Consider the following 19,403-nt stretch of genomic DNA (forward strand, 5'->3'; position numbering starts at 1 on the left):
ACAAACACCTCGGCCTTGAAGCAAATATTAATCATACTACCCAGTATAGGCATTATCCGGACGCTGAAACCCCACCGCCAGAATATCCAGAGTAATCTCGCCAAAGCGTTCCAGCATCAGTGCTTCAGCCTCATTCATAACGTCTTTCAGCGCCGCGTTGACGGCGTGCTCAATCGGGCACTGAGTGTGTTCATCGGTCAAGCCAATCGTAAAGACTGAATTCTCGCCCAGCGCCGTGTGAACGTCCAGCAACGTGATCTCATTCAAGGGCTTGGACAACGACCAGCCGCCGCTGTGCCCTTTTACCGAAGTTACATACCCACGATCTCGCATTAATCCCATGGTACGACGAACCACCACGGGATTGGTGTTGATCATGCTGGCCATAGTGTCTGAGGTCACGGGCGCATCGGATGCGTCCAGGTGCACCAGAACATGGAGGACACGGGATAAACGGCTGTCTTTTCGCATAAATCACCCGTTGAAGCGAGCCCCTATCAAAAGAGCCCCATAAGACGAACGTGCATACTATCATGAAACTTTTTTTGTTACATGTATTGCCTGATAACGTCTTTAAGTGTAACCTTTTAAGTTACGTTACTGACGACATGCCCATATCCCACACATATCTATCCATGATAGCAGCGAGATAGCAGCGAGGTACCTATGAATACTGAAGTCGTGATTATCGGAGGCAGCTTCGCGGGGCTTGCCGCCGCGATGCCGCTGGTCCGGGCGCAGCGCCAAGTACGGGTGATTGACGCCAACACCCCCCGTAACCGTTTTGCCGACGCTTCCCATGGCATCTTTTGTCTGGATGGCAAAACTCCCGGTGACATTCGTGCCACAGCACTGACTCAGCTACAGGCCTACCCCACGTTTGATCTGATTGAGGGAACGGCGACCAATATCGAGCAAACCCGCCACGGTTTTGCCGTGATCACCGGTCACGGAGTTTCGGTGAACGCACAACGTATCATTCTTGCCACGGGTATTACCGATACCCTACCCGATATTCCTGGCATTAAAGAGCACTGGGGTAAAAGCGTGATTCACTGCCCCTATTGCCACGGTTACGAACTTAAAGATCGCCACCTGGGGGTTTTGGCTACCAGCGAAATGTCTTTTCACCAAGCGGCCATGATTCCAGACTGGGGAGCCACCACGTTGTTTACCCAGGGGCTGTTTGAGCCAAACGATGACACCTTGAAGCATCTTCAGTCCCGCGGCGTAAGCCTTGAGCGCACCCCTATCGTGGAAGTGTCAGGCAATGGTGTCGATATCCACGAGGTGACACTGGCCGACAACCGCAGACTTCCCGTCGAAGGCCTTTACGTCGGACCCAAAATCACGCTCACGTCACCCTTAATCGACCAGCTGGGCCTGACGCTGGAGGAAACGCCCATGGGTTCGATTGTTCAAGTGGACGCATTAAAAGAGAGTTCGTTAAAAGGCGTATTTGTCGCAGGCGACTTATCCAACGCTATGCAAAACGGCACCTTTGCCATTGCCTCAGGCACCATGGCGGGCGTTGCCGCTCATCGGTCTCTTATCTTTGAATCGTAAATCCGGTTGGCGGCCAGGGTTTAAATTCTGACATTCGAGCGCATCTTATTATCGGGTGATTGAATATTCGGAGCAGGAGGTTTTATGACGACATTGATTATTGGCGCTCACGGCCAAATCGGCCAACAGTTGATTAAGGTGCTCGCTGAATCCGGCGACACGCCGAGAGCCATGGTGCGGACGGATGCTCAGGCACAAACGGTGAAGGCGTTAGGCGCCGAGCCGGTCATTGCAGATTTGGAGGACGATTTTCGGCAGGCGTTTTCCGGTTGCGACAAGGTGGTCTTTACGGCGGGCTCGGGTGCGAAAACCGGGCCGGATAAAACCATTTTGGTGGACCTTTGGGGCGCGATCAAAGCGGTGGATGTCGCTCGCGAAATGGGTACTCGACATTTTGTCATGGTGAGTTCGCGCGGGGCGGAAGATCCGGAAAAAGGCCCTGCCAAGATCAAGCATTACACCGTCTGCAAAAAACTGGCGGACGATCATCTGCTGGCCAGCGGTGTGCCCTACACCATTTTTCGCCCAGGTCGTCTCACCGATGATGAGGCCACGGGCAACGTGTCCACCGCGTGGGCGGAGAACCCGGAGGAGCAGTGGATTTCACGCGCGGATGTGGCGCTGGCGATAGCACACAGCCTCAAACATCCGGAAGTGACCGGCGGGCAGGTTTATCCGCTGTTTCACGGCGCATCGACGCTGGATGAGGCGCTGAATCGACGTTGAAGCACCGGCCACCAGGCCAGAGTGAGTGCGATCAGCGCACAGGCGGTTTGCGTCAGCACGATGGTGACCAGGGTTTCCGGCAACAGCGTCGAGGCTGTGGAAACCAGCCCGGCGATCCCGAACTGGGAGGCGCCCATCAAGGCAGCAGCGGTGCCGCCGTTGCTGCCAAAGTGTTCCATGTAACACGCCTGGCAATTCGGAGAGGTCGCACCCACTGCACCCACGGTCAGCATCAGCGCGGGCGCGAACAGCACCAGTTTGGGAATGACGACGGCCACCAGCAGCATCAAGGCCACCGCCGTCGCTTGTAATGTCACCCCGGCCCGCAACAGATTCGCCGGACTTTTACGGCCCAGTAGCCAGCGGTTTAACAGCATCACACTCCACATCAGCAGAATGTTCGCGCCAAACAACGCGGAAAATACACCGGTGGATACATCAAAATACTGTTGATAGATAAACGACGCGTGAGTGACGAACAGCATCATCACGGAAAACACCGAGGCCTGCAAAAACACATAACGCAACGCCGACGGCGTAGCCAGCACGGCCCGGTAGCGCCGCACAATGGATTCCCGATGGGGGTCTCCCTGCCCGGTCGTTAACAGGGGCCGACCGGCAAAAATGACGGCTTTGGCTGCTACCGCCGCCAACACGCCGTAGATCGCAATAAAGTAGAAGACCGCTTGCCAGCCGCCCCACGCCAGTAACAGGCTGCCGATACTAGGCGCCACAGCGGGTGCCGCGACGGTAATCAAGCCGATCAAACTGAACAGACGCGCCGCTTCAACGCCACGCACCCGATCGCGCACCAGCGCCGGTACACACACAATCACCCAGCCACCGCCAAAGGCCTGCACAAAGCGCCAGGCCAACAACCACGGCAGCGTATCAGCCTGACTGATGGCCAGGCTGCTGATCACAAACAGGGCCAGCCCGCTCATCATCACCCATTGCCTGCCCCACCGATCAGCCAATGGGCCGCCGACCAGCTGCCCCATGGACAGCGCAATCATGTAGATGGAAACGCTCCGCGATACCTCATGCACACTGACACCCAATGACAGCGCAATATCGGGAAAGGCGGGCAAATAGGCGTCCAGAGCAAATGGCGCAATCGCGACGCAACAGGCCAGCGCGAGGGCGAGACGAAAATGTGACATTAAAGAATTCCGGTGGTTCGTCGTCCAGCGGTTGAGCCCCCGGTAAAATCCGGGCAAAATCCGCGCTCAGAGTTTTCTCCTTCCAGCGACCCGAGCAGATTATGGCCATCAACTGGTTCCCCGGACACATGCACAAGGCCCGCAAGGAGATTGCGGATATTATGGCACAAGTGGACGTGGTCATTGAGGTGCTCGATGCCCGCATTCCCTTTTCCAGCGAAAACCCGCTGATTCCGTCACTGCGTGGCGACAAACCCTGCCTCAAACTGCTCAACAAAGCCGACCTGGCCGACCCGGCCATGACTCAACGCTGGATTGCACATTTGGAGCGGGAACAGGGGGTGACGGCTATTCCCGTCAGCCAGAGCCAGCCGGAGGGGATTCGTGCCCTGCTCGACCGTATTCAGGCTCTGGTGTCTGATCGCAATGTGAGCGCCCGCCATGTTCAGGCGCTGATCATGGGCATTCCGAATGTGGGCAAATCCACATTGATCAATATTCTCGCTGGTCGCCGTATTGCGAGAACCGGCAACGAAGCGGGCGTGACCAAATCCCAGCAGCGTATCAAACTCGATAACCGCATTGTGCTGACCGACACGCCCGGTTTCCTATGGCCTAAATTGACGCCGCCGAGCTGTGGTTTCCGGCTGGCCGCTACTGGAGCCATCAAGGAAAAGGTGTTCGATTACCCGGAGGTGGCGTTGTTCACCGTGCATTACCTGGCCACGCACTACCCCGAGGCGCTCAAGGGGCGTTACGGATTGGTTGATTTGCCGGAGGACGATCTCGGACAACTTGAAGCCGTGGGCCGTGCGCGCGGCGCGATGCGCCGGGGCGGCCAAGTGGATCTGGAAAAAGTCTCGGCACTGTTGATCACGGAACTGCGCGGTGGTCAACTCGGGACGATTACCCTGGAGACGCCGGAAATGACCGAGCGGGAAACCCTGGAGGCGAAAGCCGAGGAAGAAAAACGCAAGGCGGAAAAAGAAGAGCGGACCCGTTTGCGTCGTCAACGCGCCCGCAAGAATCGCCGGTGACGCTTGGGGCTGCTGTTATCCAGCAGCCGCGAGATAGGCATTAACTGCGGTACGTTTTCACACACGATCTTGAAACTCGCCAACAGGGGAACGGCCATTAGCGCACCGGCCACCCCCCACAGCCAGCCCCACACTACGACCGACAAAAACACCGCCGTCGGCGTCACGGCCAGTCGCCGCCCGATGACCAGGGGCGTAATCATGTGGCCCTCGGCAATCGATAACATGGCATACACACCCGGCACCAGCAGCGCCTGAGCCATGTTCGGAAAGGTGGCAATCCCCACTAACGTCAGCAGCCCCACCATGACGACGGCACCCACATAAGGTGCAAAATTAAAGCAGGTCGCCATCAGCCCCCATAACAGTGCATTGGGTACGCCCAATAGACGCATCGCCAGCGCTACACATAAGCCGAGGCCGATATTAATGACGGTAATGGTGGCGAGGTAGCGGGAAATATCCTGGCGAATGCGATAGGCAATGCGCACGATGCGCCGCCGTGAACCCAAATTCGCTCCCAGTTGCGTCGACTTACGCAAGAAGCGATCGCCCGAGGCCAGGAAAAAATACGTGAGAAACACCACAATTGTGGTGCCCGCCAATAACACCGGTAAGTTAGCCAGCAGGAACGTACCCAGCGTGCTTTCGCGTTCGACCTTTACCTCTACGGGCGTCATACGATCATTGTCACCAATAACGTACAACTGGCGGACCTCTTCGGTCACGGCTTGCAGGCTGGATAGCGGTCCGCTGAAATCGGCCATTTTTTCCCGGAAGTCACGCAGTATGCGCGGGATTTCCTGAAGCCACTGCTCCACGGGCCCGATCATGAGCAAAAACAGCAGCACCATGCCGTAGACAACCAGCCCCATCAGCACCAGCGCGGAAAGCGTGGGCGGGATGTGATACCGCTGCGCATAACGCACCGCCGGGGACAGCAGAGCGCCCAACAGCCAGGCCAGTGCGATGGGAATCAAAATCGCCGAGGCAGCCTTGAGCGCAACGACCAGCACCACGAAGGCTAGCACGAACACGGCCAGGAACTGGAAGTGCTTCAGCCCGAAGCGAGAAGAAAAAGGTTTGAACATTTCCAAGGTAGCGCAGCGCTCGCGTCAGGTCAGACTAACAAATGCGCCCACAGCTGGCGCGCGAAATTCATAAGCGGCAGTGTGCGCAGTGCGCTCATCCCCTTGCCTCCCACGCGTCCAACCAGCAAACCGGAGACAAAACAACCCAACAGTGCCCAGCCACCCTGCGCCTGTTTTTCCAGCGTCTCGCGGGTTTCTGTGCGCAGGATTTTAAGCACTTGCCGGTTGTGTGTGATCGACCCCGACAACCGGGTGACCTTACGGCGCTGGTGCTGTAATAACAGATGGATCATGGGTTCGGTTCCTCTTGGGAGGAGGACGACTTAGAGGACGACGACTCGGCGGCGGCCCCCGTCCCGGTCTTTTTGGGTGTCAAAGACTGAGGCTCGGGAACCCGTGCAAATGACCGGCGGGTTTCCGGGAAACTCATCCAATCGAGTAGCTGGTCCAACTGACGTTTCAGGTACCACAGCATCAACAGCTGCGCCACAATCACCCCAGCGGCGACACCCACCCAATGGACTCCGGCTTCCAGTGCAACCATGCTGAGCACCACCAGCAGCGACACCCAAATCAGAGTGACGGCCAGCGCCATACAGAACAGCACCAGCACTACGAGTGTTAACGTCTTGACCGCCAGTTTTCCCTCGGCACGAAACAACGCCAGCCGATCACTCCAGACCTGACGCAGCACCACGACAACGGCGGTGGCCATTTCAAACAGAGAGGTGTCGGTGTCGTCGCGTTCGTCGCGCGCCTCACCGTCCCTGGTGTGCGCGTCGCCCTCCGGTCTGGGGTCGTCGTCAGGCCGCTCGTACTCGTCTTCCTGATGTCGCGATGCGGAATGTTCCTTCGAAGGCATACCGGCCCCGACTAGCGGCGCAGCATGTTCGCGATCACAACACCCGCTGCGAACGCGATGCCGGCCGCCATCAACGGGTTTTCACGGGCATACGCTTTCATGCCAGCCAGAGACCCTTCGACCTGCGCCCGGACTTCTTCCTGCTTTTCCGACCAGCTTTGTTGACCGTGCGCCGCCGCACCGCGCACACGCTCTTCGGTTTTGGAGACTCGCTCGGACAGCCGATCTATCGCTTCGTGAGCGGCGGCCACGGTTTTTTCAGTGAAAGGGGCACCATACTCGGTGTCTTTATCAGTGGTACGGGTTTTGGATGTTGCCATGTCAGCCTCCTTACGGCGGTTCGCCAGTGTAGTGGCAGTCAACAAATTACGGTGGGTCACCGTTGTACGGCAACATCACCGTTCCATTAACAGCTTAACACCTTTTTATGTCTTGCGCGTGTGCGCCTTCTCTCAGCCCCAAACGGAACTTGGCGAGCCACTCGCGGTCCTTTTCAACTTCAGGTCAACCTCAGGAGGACCGCCACTCGGCGTCGCTGTCCGGAATGGCTTCTGCCGCTTCCATTTCCTGCTGCAAACGCTCCCCTTCCGCCGCTCTTGGCTTGGCAAATCGCGCCAGGCCAAAATACACCACCGGCGTCAAAAACAGCGTGAACAGCGCCGCCAACCCCAGGCCGCCAAAGATTACCCAGCCAATGGCCCAGCGCGCTTCCGCGCCCGCCCCTGAACTCAGAATCAATGGCAGACCACCCAATACGGTCGACAGCAACGTCATGGCGATGGGTCGCAAGCGCACCATCGCGGCCGTACGCACCGCGCTCAACACGGAATGGCCGAGATCGCGCAACTGATCGGCGAACTCGACCAGTAATATACCGTTCTTCGCCATCAAACCGATCAACATGACCAGCCCAATTTGCGAATAAATATTAATACTGGTGCCTGTAAACAGAATCGCCAGAATGGCGGCGGCCACACCGAAGGGCACCGTCACCATCACAATCAAGGCACTGGTGAAGCTTTCAAACTGCGCACATAACACCAGAAACACCACGACCAATGCGATAACATAAGTAATCGCGACATCGCGGGAAGTTTCGCCCAGTGTTTGGGCCTCCCCCAAAAACACCAAACCGATGCCGCGGGGCAGCACGTCACCGGCAATGGAACGAATGTCTTCCACGGCCGATTCCAGCGGATAATCCGCATCAAGACTAAAGCTGATTTCGATGGACCGGCGTTGAGCATGACGTTCCAGTTCGGCCGCAATACTCTCCTCTCGCAAATGCACCACACTGGACAACGGCACGAGCTCTCCATTGCTGGACGTGACGTACAGGTTCACAAGATCATTCGGACTGCGAATCTGGCCCGTTTTGGACTCCAGAATAATTGGAATGGCTTCGTCACCTACACTCAGGTCGACCAGTTCATAACCTGCCACCATGGCCCGGAGTGTGGCGGAAATATCGTCCAGTTCCACGCCCAGTTCGGAGGCACGGCGTCGATCAATATCCACCGACAACTGGGGCTTGGACGGGTCGTAATCCAGATCCGGGTCCCCCAGGTACTCGAGGCGCTCCGGCACGGCTTCCATAAAAGTGCGGGCCGCCGCGTAGATTTCATCGTAATCGGCGCCGGTCAACGCCATCTCGATGCTGCTGCCGCCACCGCCGCCCCATAAGTTGAGGCTGTTACCGCCCCCGGTACGAATGCTGACACCCGGAATTTCATTGAGCGGGCCTTCAAGCTCTTCCGCGATTGTCTGGCGATTGCGACTGCGCTCTTCCCAGGGTGCCAGGGGCAGTACAAACAGAATGCGGTTCGGGTCGCGCCAGCCAATAATGGAGAACGCCAGCTCCGCCTCACCGGAATCCAGCAGTGGCTGAACCACATCACTGATGGCGTATGCCTGACGTTCGGTGTACTCCAAGCCAACCCCTTCCGGCCCGCGCGCATCAATATAAATCACGCCGCGATCCTCCGGCGGCAACAGCTCCTTGGCCACATTCTGGTAGGCGAACCCGGCACCAATAGTTACCAGCACCGCCAAGGCAAAGGTCAACCACGCGTGGCGCAAGGCGAGATCCACCAACCAGCCGTAGCCGGCTGCAACACAGTTGCCGACGCGGCTCAGACGATCTCTGAACGGGTGGGGTTTATTGGCCGGTTCGGGCGAAATTCGCGCCGCGGCCGCCGGCACCAGCGACAGCGCCACAAAGGAGGAAATGGCCACCGCCACGGCAAGCACAAAGCCGAATTCACGGAACAGACGACCCGCCGTGCTCGGCAGAATGGCAATGGGAATGAACACGGACACGAGGACCGCTGTGGTCGCCACTACCGCAAAGAACACCTGTCGTGTACCCAGTACAGCGGCCGCTCTGGCCCCGAGGCCCTGGCCCCTTCGACGCTGAATATTCTCCAGCACCACAATGGCATCATCCACCACCAGCCCGGTGGCCAGCACCAGCGCCAGTAGTGTGAGAATATTGATTGAGAAACCCAGTGCCCAGATAGAGGCGACCGTGCCGATCAGCGCAATGGGAATGGCCAGGCTTGGCACCAGGGTGATTCGGAAGGAGCCGATAAACAGCCAAATGGTGGCCACCACAATCGCCACCGTCAGCAGCAAGCTGGTAATCACCTCCTTGACCGAGCCGCGAATAAACGTGGCGTTGTCTTCGGTAATCATCAACTCCACTTCAGAGAACCGTTCATTCAGCGGTCCCATCACTTTGTGGATACCGTTGGAGATTTCCAGGGTATTGGACTGCGCCTGGCGCACAATACCCATGCCCACCACCGGACGGTCATTAAAGCGCACGAGTGAACCGGCATCTTGCGGTGAGTAAAACACCCGGGCGACATCGCCGACGCGAGTTTCACCGCGAATGATAATATCCCGGATTTCTTCCTCGGTAATCGCGGTGGCATCGGCGCGAACCAGCAGCTCCTGATCGTTGGAACGGAAGCTGCCGCTGGGTACATCGTAGGGCGCATTGCGCAGCGCATCGGCAACATCGGCTACGCCCAAACCAAAGCTCGCCAGGCGCACCGGGTCCATCACCACTCGCAATACACGTTCCCGCCCCCCGAAAACCTGCACATCCGCCACGCCTTCCACGGAAATCAATTCAGGCACAATATCCTGCTCGATCAGCCGGGTCAGTTGGGTTTCCGACAGCGTATCGCTGATCGCGGCAATGTTAATAATCGCCTGGGCGTCCGGATCGGCTTTGGTAATGGTCAGCCGCTCCACGTCTTCCGGAAGGTCGCGCTGAACCCGGCTCACCGCCTCACGCACTTCCGACGCCGCGTCGTTAAGCTCGACGCCGGGGTTGAACTCCAGCGTCATGCGGAAATAGCCTTCCTCACTATCGGAACGCACGGTGCGCAACCCGGTTACCCTGGCCACCGCGCCTTCAACCAGACTGGTGACTTCGGCGTCCATCGTTTCAGGTGAGGCACCAGGATAATTACCACTGACCACCACAAACGGGTAATCGATATCGGGCAACTCCCGAACTTCTACCGCGAGAATGGCGGCGATCCCGGCCAGAGCGATCAGCAGATTGATCACCAACACTAAAATGGGACGACGGATACTCAGGCTGGGCAGATCATTCGCGTCCTGAACGGTATGGACTTTGGACTCTTCACTCACGACTCAACCCCAACCTGGTCGTTGTCGGTCTGAACCTCGGCGCTGTCGTTGCTATCATCCAACTCGGTGTTCAAAGGCCGCACGCGCATACCGGCGCGAACCAGGTGTACCCCTTCGGTCACAATCGGCGTGCCTTCAGGGAGATCCGCTTCCACCAATACCCCGCTGTCTGTGCGCTGTACGATGTTGACTGGAATGCGTTTGGCATGGCCGTCTTCCACCGTCCACACGAAGGCACCTTCCCCACCCCATTGCAGCGAAATTTCCGGCACTGCCGGGTATCGGTTGGCATCGAGAACCAATTGAATACGGAAGCTCATCCCCGGACGCAGTTGATCATCGGAATTATCGACGTGCGCGCGCAGGGAAAAGGTACGGGTCTGGTTATCTACGCGAGAGGCGATATCGACAATCTCCCCTTCGGCGAGCGTAAACCGATCGCTCCAGGTGCTCAGTTGAATCTGCTCCCCTTTTTGCAGACGACCCAGCAACAGTTCGGGTAACTGGAAACGCACCAGCAAGGTATCGCGATCATCAAGCGTGGCAATCACATCAGTGGGAGAAATCCAGGCACCGGGGTCCACTTCCGTCAAGCCGATATAACCCGTAAACGGCGCGCGCACCGTATGATATTCCAGCTCCACTTCAGCACGACGCAGCGCAATGCGGGCCCGCTCCACTTCGCTGGAGGCGTCATCGACCATGCTCTGAGTCACGCCGCCAGCCCCGAACGTTCGCTCGTAACGATCAAGGCGACGCTCGGCGTCTTGCAGCTCCACGCGCGCCAGATCCACCGCCAGCCGTTCATCGCGGTCATCCAGTCGCAACAGAGCCTGTCCCTTTTCCACCTTCTGCCCCATTTCGAAATTCACGGCAATGACTTCACCGGTAACCGCGGGACGAACCTCCACCGATTTCAGTGCGCGGGACGTGCCAACCGCCTCCACAAACATCCGCTCTGCACGGTATTCCACGTTTTCCGTCAGTACCGGTCGGATACGCTCGGCGCTGCCGGGCATGGAGGGGGGCGCTGAAGAATCTGAGCAGGCGGTGAGTAACATCGCGGCCAACGCCACACAGCCCGAAAGGCCTCTGACGGGAGAGAGGAACATCTGTTTCATACAAAAATCGGTCAAATTATCGTTAGAGAAAAGGCGACGCGTCCGTGTAAGTCAGGCCCGCGTATACATCGCTGGATACTGAGCATCCGGTACTGATCGTTTGAGTAATAGACTACGCTAGTATCATACAAATAACGAGGTGGCTTCCGACGCCAGCCTGCCATTTAATGTAAAGATTGGTTAGCGGGCTTTACAGTGCCGTGGATATCTATTGAAAAGCGTTTTACGCTAGCCAGGACCACTCATATTTTGGAGAGCACACATTATGGGGCTACTCGTAAAAGGCACCTGGCATGACCAATGGTACGACACCGAAAAAAACGGTGGCGAATTCATTCGCGAAGATGCCCAGTACCGCCACTGGGTGACGCCCGATGGCAGTGCCGGACCAGACGGACAAAAGGGCTTCAAGGCAGAAGCCGACCGTTATCATTTGTATGTCTCCTACGCTTGTCCCTGGGCGCACCGAACACTGATTTTTCGCCAGTTGCTCGGGCTGGAAGATGTCATCAGCGTATCGGCGGTGCATCCGCATATGCTGGAAAATGGTTGGGAATTCCGAACGGATAAACAATTCGACACGCAAGGGCCAGAGCCGCTGTACGGCCTGGATTTTATGCATCAGGTCTACACCAAAGCCGACCCGGATTACTCAGGCCGGGTAACCGTGCCGGTATTGTGGGACAAGCAAGAGGAAACGATCGTCAACAACGAGTCGGCGGAAATCATTCGTATGTTGCCCACCGGGTTTCGCGAGTTCGCTCACTCGCCACAGGATTTCTATCCGGAGCCTTTGCGAGAGACAATTGATGCCGTTAACAAAACGGTCTATCACTCGATTAATAACGGCGTGTACCGGGCGGGCTTTGCAACACAGCAGGACAAGTACGATAAAGCCTATGAGGCGTTATTTGACGCATTGGACGACGTCGAAGCACTGTTGTCACGCCAGCGATTCCTGGCCGGCGAGGTCGTTACCGAAGCTGATTGGCGGCTGTTTACCACGCTGGTGCGTTTTGATGCGGTGTATGTCGGACACTTTAAATGCAACCGCAACCGCATCGCGGACTTCCCGCATCTGTCCAATTATTTACGGCAGCTGTATCAGGTGCCCGGCGTGGCCGAAACGGTCCATTTCGATCATATCAAACATCATTATTACTACAGCCACGACACCATCAACCCGACACGCATTGTGCCAAATGGTCCCATGCTGAACTTGAAAGCCCCCCATAACCGAGGCGACATTTAAGACGCAGTGTTGATGGCATGACGAGCGGGCGAACGCAAAGCAGGTCCTCTCGTCATGCATACATCGGCAAAGCACGGGCGATAATGGCCGACGCTGGTGTGCCCTTTGGCAAACTGCCATACAACCCCATCGGTTGTTCAATACGAGTGGCAATAAACGCGTCCGCGACTCTGCCATCACTGTGGCGAAGCAATAACGAGGCCTGAAGCACCACCGCCATGGTTTCCACCAGCGTGCGCGCTGAAAACTCCGCTGTCTCTCGTTGCGCAAGATGCTGCTCCAGCTCTCTGATGCGCCCATCCAGTCTGGCATCGACACCGCGTGATCGACCCACCTCCTGCATAAACAATTCCAGCGATTCCGGGGCTTTTTGCAACGTTCGCAACACATCCAAACACTGGATATTGCCACTGCCCTCCCAGATCGCGTTGATGGGCGCCTCGCGATACAAACGCGCCGTCATAAACTCGTTCATGGCCCCACTGCCGCCCAGACATTCCATCGCCTCGACACTGTGACCCGCCACGCGTTTACACACCCAGTATTTTCCCAGCGCGGTCGCCAGCCGCAGAAACAGCTGCTCTTGCGGGTCACCGCGATGATCCAGCGAACGCGCCAGCCGCATGGCCAATTGCAACGCGGCTTCACTCTCAACCACCAAGTCCGCCAGTACATTCTGCATCAAGGGCTGTCGAACCAACGACTGACCAAAGGCGCGGCGGTGAACACAGTGATGAATGGCCTGAACCGCCGCCTGCCGCATCGCAGCCGCCGACGCCAACGTACAATCAAACCGCGTCAGGGCCACCATATCAATAATGGTGGCCACTCCTCGCCCCGGCTCTCCCAGCAATATCCCTTCGGCGGACACCAACTCGACTTCACTAGACGCATTGGAAACGTTGCCGAGCTTATTTTTCAGCCGCTGTAACTTCAGGCCATTGCGCTGGCCATCGCTGCGCCAGCGCGGCACCAGAAAACACGTCAAACCACCCTCGGCCTGAGCCAGCGTCAAAAAACCATCCGAATTGGGCGCGGACATAAAAAACTTGTGGCCCGTCAGGTGGTAATAGCCATCGGTTTCACGGGCCCGTGTGGTATTGGCCCGCACATCGGAACCGCCCTGCTTCTCTGTCATGGCCATGCCGAGGGTTAGCCCCGCTTTCTCGGAGGAAGGCCGGTCGGAGGGATCGTATTGCCGGGATAACAGCCCCGGCAACCAGCTTTCGGCCAGCGCGGGCGAGTTCCGGATAACGGGAATACCGGCAAATGTCATGGTGATCGGGCAGCCGTGGCCCTGCTCCAGCTGGGTTTGCAGGTACAGCAAGGCGGCCCGCCCGACCTGGGCTCCATCGCCCGGTTTACGCCAGGGCCCGGCGTGCAGTTCCAGCTTGATGGCCCGCTCCATCAGTTGGTGATACGCAGGGTGATAGTGCGCCCGATCCAGGCGGTGGCCCCAGCGGTCATGAGTTTCGAGCACGGGCGGATTCGCGTTGGCTTCAAACCCGAGATTTTGCCATTCCGGCTCGCCGACACGGCGCCCCTGAATGGTCAGCTCGGGCGAGCGATGGGAGGCATTGCCCACCTTGACCGCATCCTGCAACGCCACATCTTCCCGGTAGGCGTTGTAACCCGTCAGCGGGGGCGGCACATTGAACACTTCGTGGGTTTCACCCGGCGGGTTGTGGCTGTGATCTGCCATGGTTCTCTCCCGGTAGGCCGGTGGGTCGCTAAGCTGTATAATTGCCGGTTTGACGCCAGCCCTTCATAGAGCTTAGTACAGGTTACCGCATGTCTTTGGAAAAAACGTACAACCCCCACGCCATCGAGCGCGAGTGGTATCAGACCTGGGAACAAAAAGGTTACTTCAAGCCCCAAGGTGAGGGCGACCCCTACTGCATCATGATTCCTCCGCCCAACGTGACCGGCAGCCTGCATATGGGCCACGGCTTCAACAACGCCGTGATGGACGCCATGATTCGCTACCACCGTATGAAAGGCGACGACACGCTCTGGCAAATGGGCACCGACCATGCCGGCATCGCCACGCAAATGGTGGTAGAACGGCAGCTGGCCGCCGAAGGACAGGATCGGCACGACCTCGGCCGTGAGAAGTTCCTGGAAAAAATCTGGGAATGGAAAGCCGAGTCCGGCGGCAATATCACCCGTCAGTTGCGCCGCCTGGGCTCCTCTCTGGATTGGAGCCGCGAGCGTTTCACCATGGACGAGGGCCTGTCCGACGCTGTGCGTGAAGCCTTTGTGCGCCTGTATGAAGACGGTCTGATTTACCGAGGCAAGCGCCTGGTCAACTGGGACCCGAAGTTGCACACCGCCATTTCCGATCTGGAAGTGGAAAACCACGATGAAAAGGGTTTTTTCTGGCACATGCGGTATCCGCTCGCCGATGGCGAAAAGACGGCCGATGGCAAAGGCTACCTGGTAGTCGCCACCACCCGCCCGGAGACCATGCTCGGCGACTCGGCGGTGGCGGTACACCCGGAAGACGAACGCTACGCCTCGCTGGTGGGCAAGTTTATCGAACTGCCCTTGGTGGGCCGTCGCATTCCGATCATTGCCGATGACTACGTGGACCCCGCGTTCGGAACCGGCTGCGTGAAAATCACCCCGGCTCACGACTTCAACGACTATGAAGTCGGCAAGCGCCACGACCTGCCGCTGATCAATGTGCTGGACAAAAACGCCGCTATTCTCGGTACGGCCCAGACATTCAATTACGCTGGGGAAACCCGCACCGATATTGATACAGCACTGCCCGATGCGTTGGCGGGCAAAGATCGCTACGCCGCGCGCGAGGCTATTGTCGAGGCCTTGCAGGCGTCAGACCTGATGGACAACATCGAAGACCACGCCCTGAAGCAGCCACGTGGCGACCGCTCCGGCGTGGTGGTCGAGCCCTGGCTCACCGATCAGTGGTACGTCAGCACCAAACCCCTGGCCGAGCCGGCCATCGAGGCGGTGGAAGACGGCCGCATTCAGTTTGTGCCCAAGCAGTACGAGAACATGTACTTTTCCTGGATGCGTGATATTCAGGACTGGTGCATCAGCCGGCAGCTGTGGTGGGGCCATCGGATTCCCGCCTGGTACGACGAGAACGGCAACGTGTATGTAGGCCGCAACGAAGCCGAAATCTACAGCAAGTACGACCTGCCTCGCGATGTGAAACTACAGCAGGATGACGACGTACTGGACACCTGGTTCAGCTCGGGCCTGTGGACTTTCTCCACGCTCGGCTGGCCGGAGCAGACCGACTTGCTGAAGAAATTCCATCCCACCGACCTGCTGGTCACTGGGTTCGATATTATTTTCTTCTGGGTCGCACGCATGATCATGCTGACCATGCATCTGATCAAAGACGAGAGCGGCAAGCCGCAGGTGCCCTTTGAAACCGTCTACGTCCACGGTCTGGTGCGCGACAGCTACGGGCAGAAAATGTCCAAGTCCAAGGGCAATGTGCTGGACCCGCTGGACATCATCGACGGCATTGACCTGGAAAGCCTGGTGGCGAAACGCACCAAGGGCCTGATGCGCCCGAAGGATGCACAGAAGATCGAAAAGCAAACCCGCAAGGAGTTCCCGGAAGGCATTGCGGCCTACGGCACCGATGCGTTGCGCTTTACGTTCTGTTCGCTGGCATCGACCGGCCGGGATATCAAATTCGATATGGGTCGGGTGGAAGGCTACCGCAACTTCTGCAACAAAATCTGGAATGCCACTCGCTACGTGCTGATGCAGTGCGACGGTGAAGACTGCGGGCAAAACGGCGGTGAAGTTTCACTGTCACTGGCCGACCACTGGATTATTTCCCGCCTGCAAAACGCCGAGGCCAGCGTCACCGAGGCGCTGAACAGCTATCGTCTCGATCTGGCAGCGCAAGCGCTTTACGAATTCATTTGGAACGAGTATTGCGATTGGTATCTGGAGCTGTCCAAACCAGTCCTCTGGGACGACAACGCCAGCGCCGAACAGAAGCGTGGCACCCGCCGCACGCTGATTCGCGTACTGGAAACCACGCTGCGTCTCGCACACCCGCTGATGCCGTTTATCACCGAAGAGATCTGGCAAAAAATCAAAGGGCTGGCCGGGGCCAGTGGCGATACCATCATGCTCGCACCCTACCCCAGCCCAGACGACAGCAAAGTGGATGCCGCCGCTTCCGCAGACATTGAATGGTTGAAGTCGGTCATCCTCGGTGTACGCAACATTCGCGGTGAAATGAATATCTCCCCGGCGAAAAAGCTGCCCCTGTATTTCTACAACGGCTCTGCTGATGACCAGCGCCGACTCGAAGAAAACCGCCAGTACCTGATCAAGCTGGCGGCTCTGGAGGCGGTGACCTGGCTGAACGCCGGGGAGGACGCACCGGTTTCAGCCACAGCCCTGGCGGGTGACCTCGAGCTGTTGGTGCCCATGGCGGGTCTAATTGACAAGGACGCCGAGTTAGAGCGCCTGAACAAAGAAGTGGCCAAGCTGGAGAAGGATATTCAGAAAACCGAAGGCAAACTCGGCAACGCCAGCTTTGTGGACAAGGCTCCCAAAGAGGTGGTGGATAAGGAGCGCGACCGTCTGGACGGTTTGAAGTCTGCCCTGGGCAAGCTGCAGGAGCAGATAAAACGCATCGAGAGTTTGTAGATCCTCGAACCGGCAATTGTCGGAGGCGCGTTATGCGCTTCCGACAATTGCCACGAGGCAGGCAAGTTGGGTGCCATATCATACTTTTTTGAAGCACGCATAAAAAAACCGCCCCTATGCAGGAGCGGTTTCTGTATGGCGGTGAGGGAGGGATTCGAACCCTCGATACCGGATTAGGGTATACTCCCTTAGCAGGGGAGCGCCTTCAGCCACTCGGCCACCTCACCATCAAATTGTCTCTTGTCTCCGCACCTCGGGTGCCTCTCGACAAGTGCGGCGCATCATACCATATCTCACGAAAAATCAAAGGGTTGAGCCAGATCTATCGTGAAAAAGTCTACGCCTTCTTTCACTCTTTACCCTTTTCGGGTGGCTCGGTTCGGGAGCACAACGGAAACCGTGCTCCCGAGACCGGGCTGACGAGAACAGGGGTTTAATCCTGTGAGTCGTCGTCCTGCGTCTGCTTCTCGCGCTGAATGCGCTGATAGATCTCTTCACGGTGAACCGCGATATCCTTGGGAGCGTTGACACCAATACGAACCTGGTTGCCTTTTACTCCAAGAACCGTCACGGTGACTTCGTCACCAACCATCAAGGTTTCGCCAATACGGCGGGTCAGAATCAACATACTTTATCTCCTTCACTCATCCTGTAAGAACACGGCGTAGACTCCATCGTCCGCTGCCGCTTCTCGGCTAACCCCGCTCGCCGAGCCATGAGGCCAACACATTAACCCCCAAGTCTTAGTATTGACCATACTCAACGATTAGGACAAACATTTTGCATCCTGTCTCACTTTTTCTCCCTGGTTACATTACGCGGTGGCAACTTTAACAGATTTGTTGAGCAATCGCTAACCAACCCGGTTCGCGCCGCCGCGCCCTGTACCTTGCGGGGCTCAGCCCCGCTCGCGACTCTCTTCCGGCTCGCTGTCCAGATCAAACGCCGAATGCAAACAGCGCACGGCCAGCTCCAGATAGCGTTCCTCAATGATCACCGAAATCTTGATTTCCGAGGTGGTGATCATCTGGATATTAATGTTTTCTTCCGCCAGGGCGTTGAACATGGTGGAAGCCACGCCGGCGTGGGAACGCATACCCACCCCGACAATAGACACTTTCGCAACGCGATCGTCACCACGCACTTCGCGAGCGCCAATCGTGCTGGCCACACTCTCCAGAATTCCCAGGGTTTTCTTGAGGTCGCCCTTGTTTACGGTAAAGGTCAAATCGGTCGTGTTATCGGCCCCTACGTTTTGGACGATCACGTCCACTTCGATATTGGCAGCCCCCACCGGACCCAGAATGCGTGCCGCCACCCCCGGGGTATCGGGCACGCCCGCCAGGGTCACCTTCGCCTCATCACGATTGAACGCAATGCCCGAGACAATGGGTTGTTCCATAGAATCATCTTCCTCATCGAGAGTTATCAGAGTGCCTGGCCCTTCTTTGAAACTGGACAACACCCTTAACGGAACTTTGTACTTCCCGGCGAATTCGACCGACCGGATCTGTAGCACTTTGGAGCCCAGGCTGGCCATCTCCAGCATTTCCTCGAACGTGATGCGCTCCAGGCGCTTCGCCCGCTCGACAACCCTCGGATCGGTAGTGTATACGCCGTCCACGTCCGTATAGATCTGACATTCATCGGCTCTTAAGGCCGCCGCGAGGGCCACACCGGTGGTATCGGAACCGCCACGCCCCAGAGTGGTGATATTGCCCTGCTCATCAACCCCCTGGAAACCGGCCACCACCACCACTCGGCCAGCGCTGAGGTCAGCGCGCATATTGGCTTCATCAATCGCCAGAATGCGTGCTTTCGTGTGGGCACTGTCGGTCAGAATACGGACCTGGCTACCGGTATAAGAGCGAGCATCACAACCTCGCTTTTTCAACGCCATACACAACAGGGCGATCGTCACCTGTTCACCCGTGGCCACCAGCACGTCGAGTTCCCGTGGATCCGGTGTCTCCTGAAGGCTTTGCGCCAAACCGATCAGCCGGTTGGTCTCGCCACTCATCGCCGATACCACCACGACCATGTCGTGTCCCTGTGCGCGAAACCCTGCGATTTTTTCGGCCACCGCCTCAATCCGCTCGACACTGCCGACGGAGGTGCCGCCATATTTCTGAACGAACAAACTCATGCTTGCGCGCTTCCTCGAAGGATCGCCGCGGCGGCGATCTCATTGGTCCAACGTTTGCTTAATAACGCGCCAGGCGCGGCCCGCTATTAAAGCGCAATTCTTGTGTCGGTGAAACCGTTTTTC

General features: G+C 57.6%; 16 protein-coding genes and 1 tRNA gene. 5 read left to right on the forward strand and 12 right to left on the reverse strand.

Going from position 1 to position 19,403, the window contains the following annotated elements; all coding sequences use genetic code 11:
- Nucleotides 1-36: 36 nt before the first annotated feature.
- Nucleotides 37-471, reverse strand: a complete 435-nt coding sequence (locus ACQCLF_RS00170; RefSeq protein WP_426984193.1) for an Rrf2 family transcriptional regulator — start codon at nucleotides 469-471, stop codon at nucleotides 37-39.
- 195 nt (nucleotides 472-666) lie between these two features.
- Here ACQCLF_RS00170 and ACQCLF_RS00175 point away from each other — a divergent pair, with 195 nt between their 5' ends.
- Together ACQCLF_RS00175 and ACQCLF_RS00180 are read left to right on the forward strand one after the other, a co-directional pair.
- A complete protein-coding gene (locus tag ACQCLF_RS00175; RefSeq protein WP_426984195.1) occupies nucleotides 667-1,566 on the forward strand; it encodes an NAD(P)/FAD-dependent oxidoreductase in 900 nt (299 codons plus the stop codon).
- A gap of 84 nt (nucleotides 1,567-1,650) precedes the next feature.
- Nucleotides 1,651-2,292, forward strand: coding sequence for an SDR family oxidoreductase (locus tag ACQCLF_RS00180; protein WP_426984196.1), 642 nt, complete (start codon nucleotides 1,651-1,653; stop codon nucleotides 2,290-2,292).
- On the opposite strand, the gene ACQCLF_RS00185 is transcribed toward ACQCLF_RS00180, so the two are convergent.
- Complete coding sequence (locus ACQCLF_RS00185) at nucleotides 2,250-3,455, reverse strand: multidrug effflux MFS transporter (protein ID WP_426984197.1); 1,206 nt, start codon at nucleotides 3,453-3,455, stop codon at nucleotides 2,250-2,252. The two genes, ACQCLF_RS00180 and ACQCLF_RS00185, sit on opposite strands and share 43 nt — an antisense overlap.
- A gap of 101 nt (nucleotides 3,456-3,556) precedes the next feature.
- Here ACQCLF_RS00185 and ylqF point away from each other — a divergent pair, with 101 nt between their 5' ends.
- Nucleotides 3,557-4,492 (forward strand): ribosome biogenesis GTPase YlqF, encoded by a 936-nt coding sequence (gene ylqF, locus ACQCLF_RS00190; protein WP_426984198.1) that lies wholly within the window; start codon nucleotides 3,557-3,559, stop codon nucleotides 4,490-4,492.
- Here ylqF and ACQCLF_RS00195 read toward each other — a convergent pair.
- From ACQCLF_RS00195 to ACQCLF_RS00220, 6 genes are all read right to left on the reverse strand, one after another.
- Nucleotides 4,465-5,583 carry an AI-2E family transporter gene (locus ACQCLF_RS00195; RefSeq protein WP_426984199.1) on the reverse strand — a complete coding sequence of 373 codons (1,119 nt, stop codon included), beginning with the start codon at nucleotides 5,581-5,583 and terminating at the stop codon, nucleotides 4,465-4,467. The two genes, ylqF and ACQCLF_RS00195, sit on opposite strands and share 28 nt — an antisense overlap.
- A 29-nt stretch (nucleotides 5,584-5,612) precedes the next feature.
- Entirely contained in the window at nucleotides 5,613-5,876 is a 264-nt protein-coding gene (locus tag ACQCLF_RS00200) for a hypothetical protein (RefSeq protein WP_426984200.1), read from the reverse strand.
- Nucleotides 5,873-6,445 carry a hypothetical protein gene (locus ACQCLF_RS00205; protein ID WP_426984201.1) on the reverse strand — a complete coding sequence of 191 codons (573 nt, stop codon included), beginning with the start codon at nucleotides 6,443-6,445 and terminating at the stop codon, nucleotides 5,873-5,875. The genes ACQCLF_RS00200 and ACQCLF_RS00205 overlap by 4 nt, the downstream gene beginning before the upstream one ends.
- Before the next feature lie 11 nt (nucleotides 6,446-6,456).
- Complete coding sequence (locus ACQCLF_RS00210) at nucleotides 6,457-6,765, reverse strand: hypothetical protein (protein ID WP_426984202.1); 309 nt, start codon at nucleotides 6,763-6,765, stop codon at nucleotides 6,457-6,459.
- Between the two features lie 190 nt (nucleotides 6,766-6,955).
- The gene (locus ACQCLF_RS00215; protein WP_426984204.1) at nucleotides 6,956-10,111 is read right to left on the reverse strand and encodes an efflux RND transporter permease subunit; all 3,156 of its coding nucleotides are present in this window, start codon (nucleotides 10,109-10,111) and stop codon (nucleotides 6,956-6,958) included.
- Nucleotides 10,108-11,232 (reverse strand): efflux RND transporter periplasmic adaptor subunit, encoded by a 1,125-nt coding sequence (locus ACQCLF_RS00220; protein WP_426984205.1) that lies wholly within the window; start codon nucleotides 11,230-11,232, stop codon nucleotides 10,108-10,110. Before ACQCLF_RS00220 ends, ACQCLF_RS00215 begins: the two co-directional genes overlap by 4 nt.
- A gap of 265 nt (nucleotides 11,233-11,497) precedes the next feature.
- Between ACQCLF_RS00220 and ACQCLF_RS00225 the strand changes: the two genes are divergently transcribed.
- Nucleotides 11,498-12,484 (forward strand): glutathione S-transferase family protein, encoded by a 987-nt coding sequence (locus ACQCLF_RS00225; RefSeq protein WP_426984206.1) that lies wholly within the window; start codon nucleotides 11,498-11,500, stop codon nucleotides 12,482-12,484.
- Nucleotides 12,485-12,536: 52 nt separating this feature from the next.
- On the opposite strand, the gene ACQCLF_RS00230 is transcribed toward ACQCLF_RS00225, so the two are convergent.
- The gene (locus ACQCLF_RS00230; protein WP_426984208.1) at nucleotides 12,537-14,186 is read right to left on the reverse strand and encodes an acyl-CoA dehydrogenase family protein; all 1,650 of its coding nucleotides are present in this window, start codon (nucleotides 14,184-14,186) and stop codon (nucleotides 12,537-12,539) included.
- A gap of 95 nt (nucleotides 14,187-14,281) precedes the next feature.
- Here ACQCLF_RS00230 and ACQCLF_RS00235 point away from each other — a divergent pair, with 95 nt between their 5' ends.
- Nucleotides 14,282-17,134: a valine--tRNA ligase gene (locus ACQCLF_RS00235; protein ID WP_426985214.1), complete on the forward strand. Its 2,853-nt coding sequence runs from the start codon at nucleotides 14,282-14,284 to the stop codon at nucleotides 17,132-17,134.
- Between the two features lie 136 nt (nucleotides 17,135-17,270).
- Here ACQCLF_RS00235 and ACQCLF_RS00240 read toward each other — a convergent pair.
- From ACQCLF_RS00240 to ACQCLF_RS00250, 3 genes are all read right to left on the reverse strand, one after another.
- A tRNA-Ser gene (locus tag ACQCLF_RS00240) sits at nucleotides 17,271-17,361 on the reverse strand.
- Between the two features lie 206 nt (nucleotides 17,362-17,567).
- The gene (gene csrA, locus ACQCLF_RS00245; RefSeq protein ID WP_426984209.1) at nucleotides 17,568-17,762 is read right to left on the reverse strand and encodes a carbon storage regulator CsrA; all 195 of its coding nucleotides are present in this window, start codon (nucleotides 17,760-17,762) and stop codon (nucleotides 17,568-17,570) included.
- A 270-nt stretch (nucleotides 17,763-18,032) separates the two neighbouring features.
- A complete protein-coding gene (locus tag ACQCLF_RS00250; protein ID WP_426984210.1) occupies nucleotides 18,033-19,280 on the reverse strand; it encodes an aspartate kinase in 1,248 nt (415 codons plus the stop codon).
- Nucleotides 19,281-19,403: the final 123 nt, after the last annotated feature.

This window comes from Marinimicrobium sp. ARAG 43.8 (assembly GCF_050113635.1).
In the GTDB taxonomy this organism is placed as follows: Bacteria; Pseudomonadota; Gammaproteobacteria; order Pseudomonadales; family Cellvibrionaceae; genus Marinimicrobium.

Bases quoted from the DNA above. Each gene is read 5' to 3' on its own strand.
- ACQCLF_RS00230 (WP_426984208.1), bottom strand. From the start codon at position 14,186: ATGGCAGATCACAGCCACAACCCGCCGGGTGAAACCCACGAAGTGTTC.
- ACQCLF_RS00200 (WP_426984200.1), bottom strand. From the start codon at position 5,876: ATGATCCATCTGTTATTACAGCACCAGCGCCGTAAGGTCACCCGGTTG.
- ACQCLF_RS00225 (WP_426984206.1), top strand. From the start codon at position 11,498: ATGGGGCTACTCGTAAAAGGCACCTGGCATGACCAATGGTACGACACC.
- ACQCLF_RS00185 (WP_426984197.1), bottom strand. From the start codon at position 3,455: ATGTCACATTTTCGTCTCGCCCTCGCGCTGGCCTGTTGCGTCGCGATT.
- ACQCLF_RS00180 (WP_426984196.1), top strand. From the start codon at position 1,651: ATGACGACATTGATTATTGGCGCTCACGGCCAAATCGGCCAACAGTTG.
- ACQCLF_RS00170 (WP_426984193.1), bottom strand. From the start codon at position 471: ATGCGAAAAGACAGCCGTTTATCCCGTGTCCTCCATGTTCTGGTGCAC.
- ACQCLF_RS00220 (WP_426984205.1), bottom strand. From the start codon at position 11,232: ATGAAACAGATGTTCCTCTCTCCCGTCAGAGGCCTTTCGGGCTGTGTG.
- ACQCLF_RS00175 (WP_426984195.1), top strand. From the start codon at position 667: ATGAATACTGAAGTCGTGATTATCGGAGGCAGCTTCGCGGGGCTTGCC.
- ACQCLF_RS00195 (WP_426984199.1), bottom strand. From the start codon at position 5,583: ATGTTCAAACCTTTTTCTTCTCGCTTCGGGCTGAAGCACTTCCAGTTC.
- ACQCLF_RS00210 (WP_426984202.1), bottom strand. From the start codon at position 6,765: ATGGCAACATCCAAAACCCGTACCACTGATAAAGACACCGAGTATGGT.
- csrA (WP_426984209.1), bottom strand. From the start codon at position 17,762: ATGTTGATTCTGACCCGCCGTATTGGCGAAACCTTGATGGTTGGTGAC.
- ylqF (WP_426984198.1), top strand. From the start codon at position 3,557: ATGGCCATCAACTGGTTCCCCGGACACATGCACAAGGCCCGCAAGGAG.
- ACQCLF_RS00250 (WP_426984210.1), bottom strand. From the start codon at position 19,280: ATGAGTTTGTTCGTTCAGAAATATGGCGGCACCTCCGTCGGCAGTGTC.
- ACQCLF_RS00205 (WP_426984201.1), bottom strand. From the start codon at position 6,445: ATGCCTTCGAAGGAACATTCCGCATCGCGACATCAGGAAGACGAGTAC.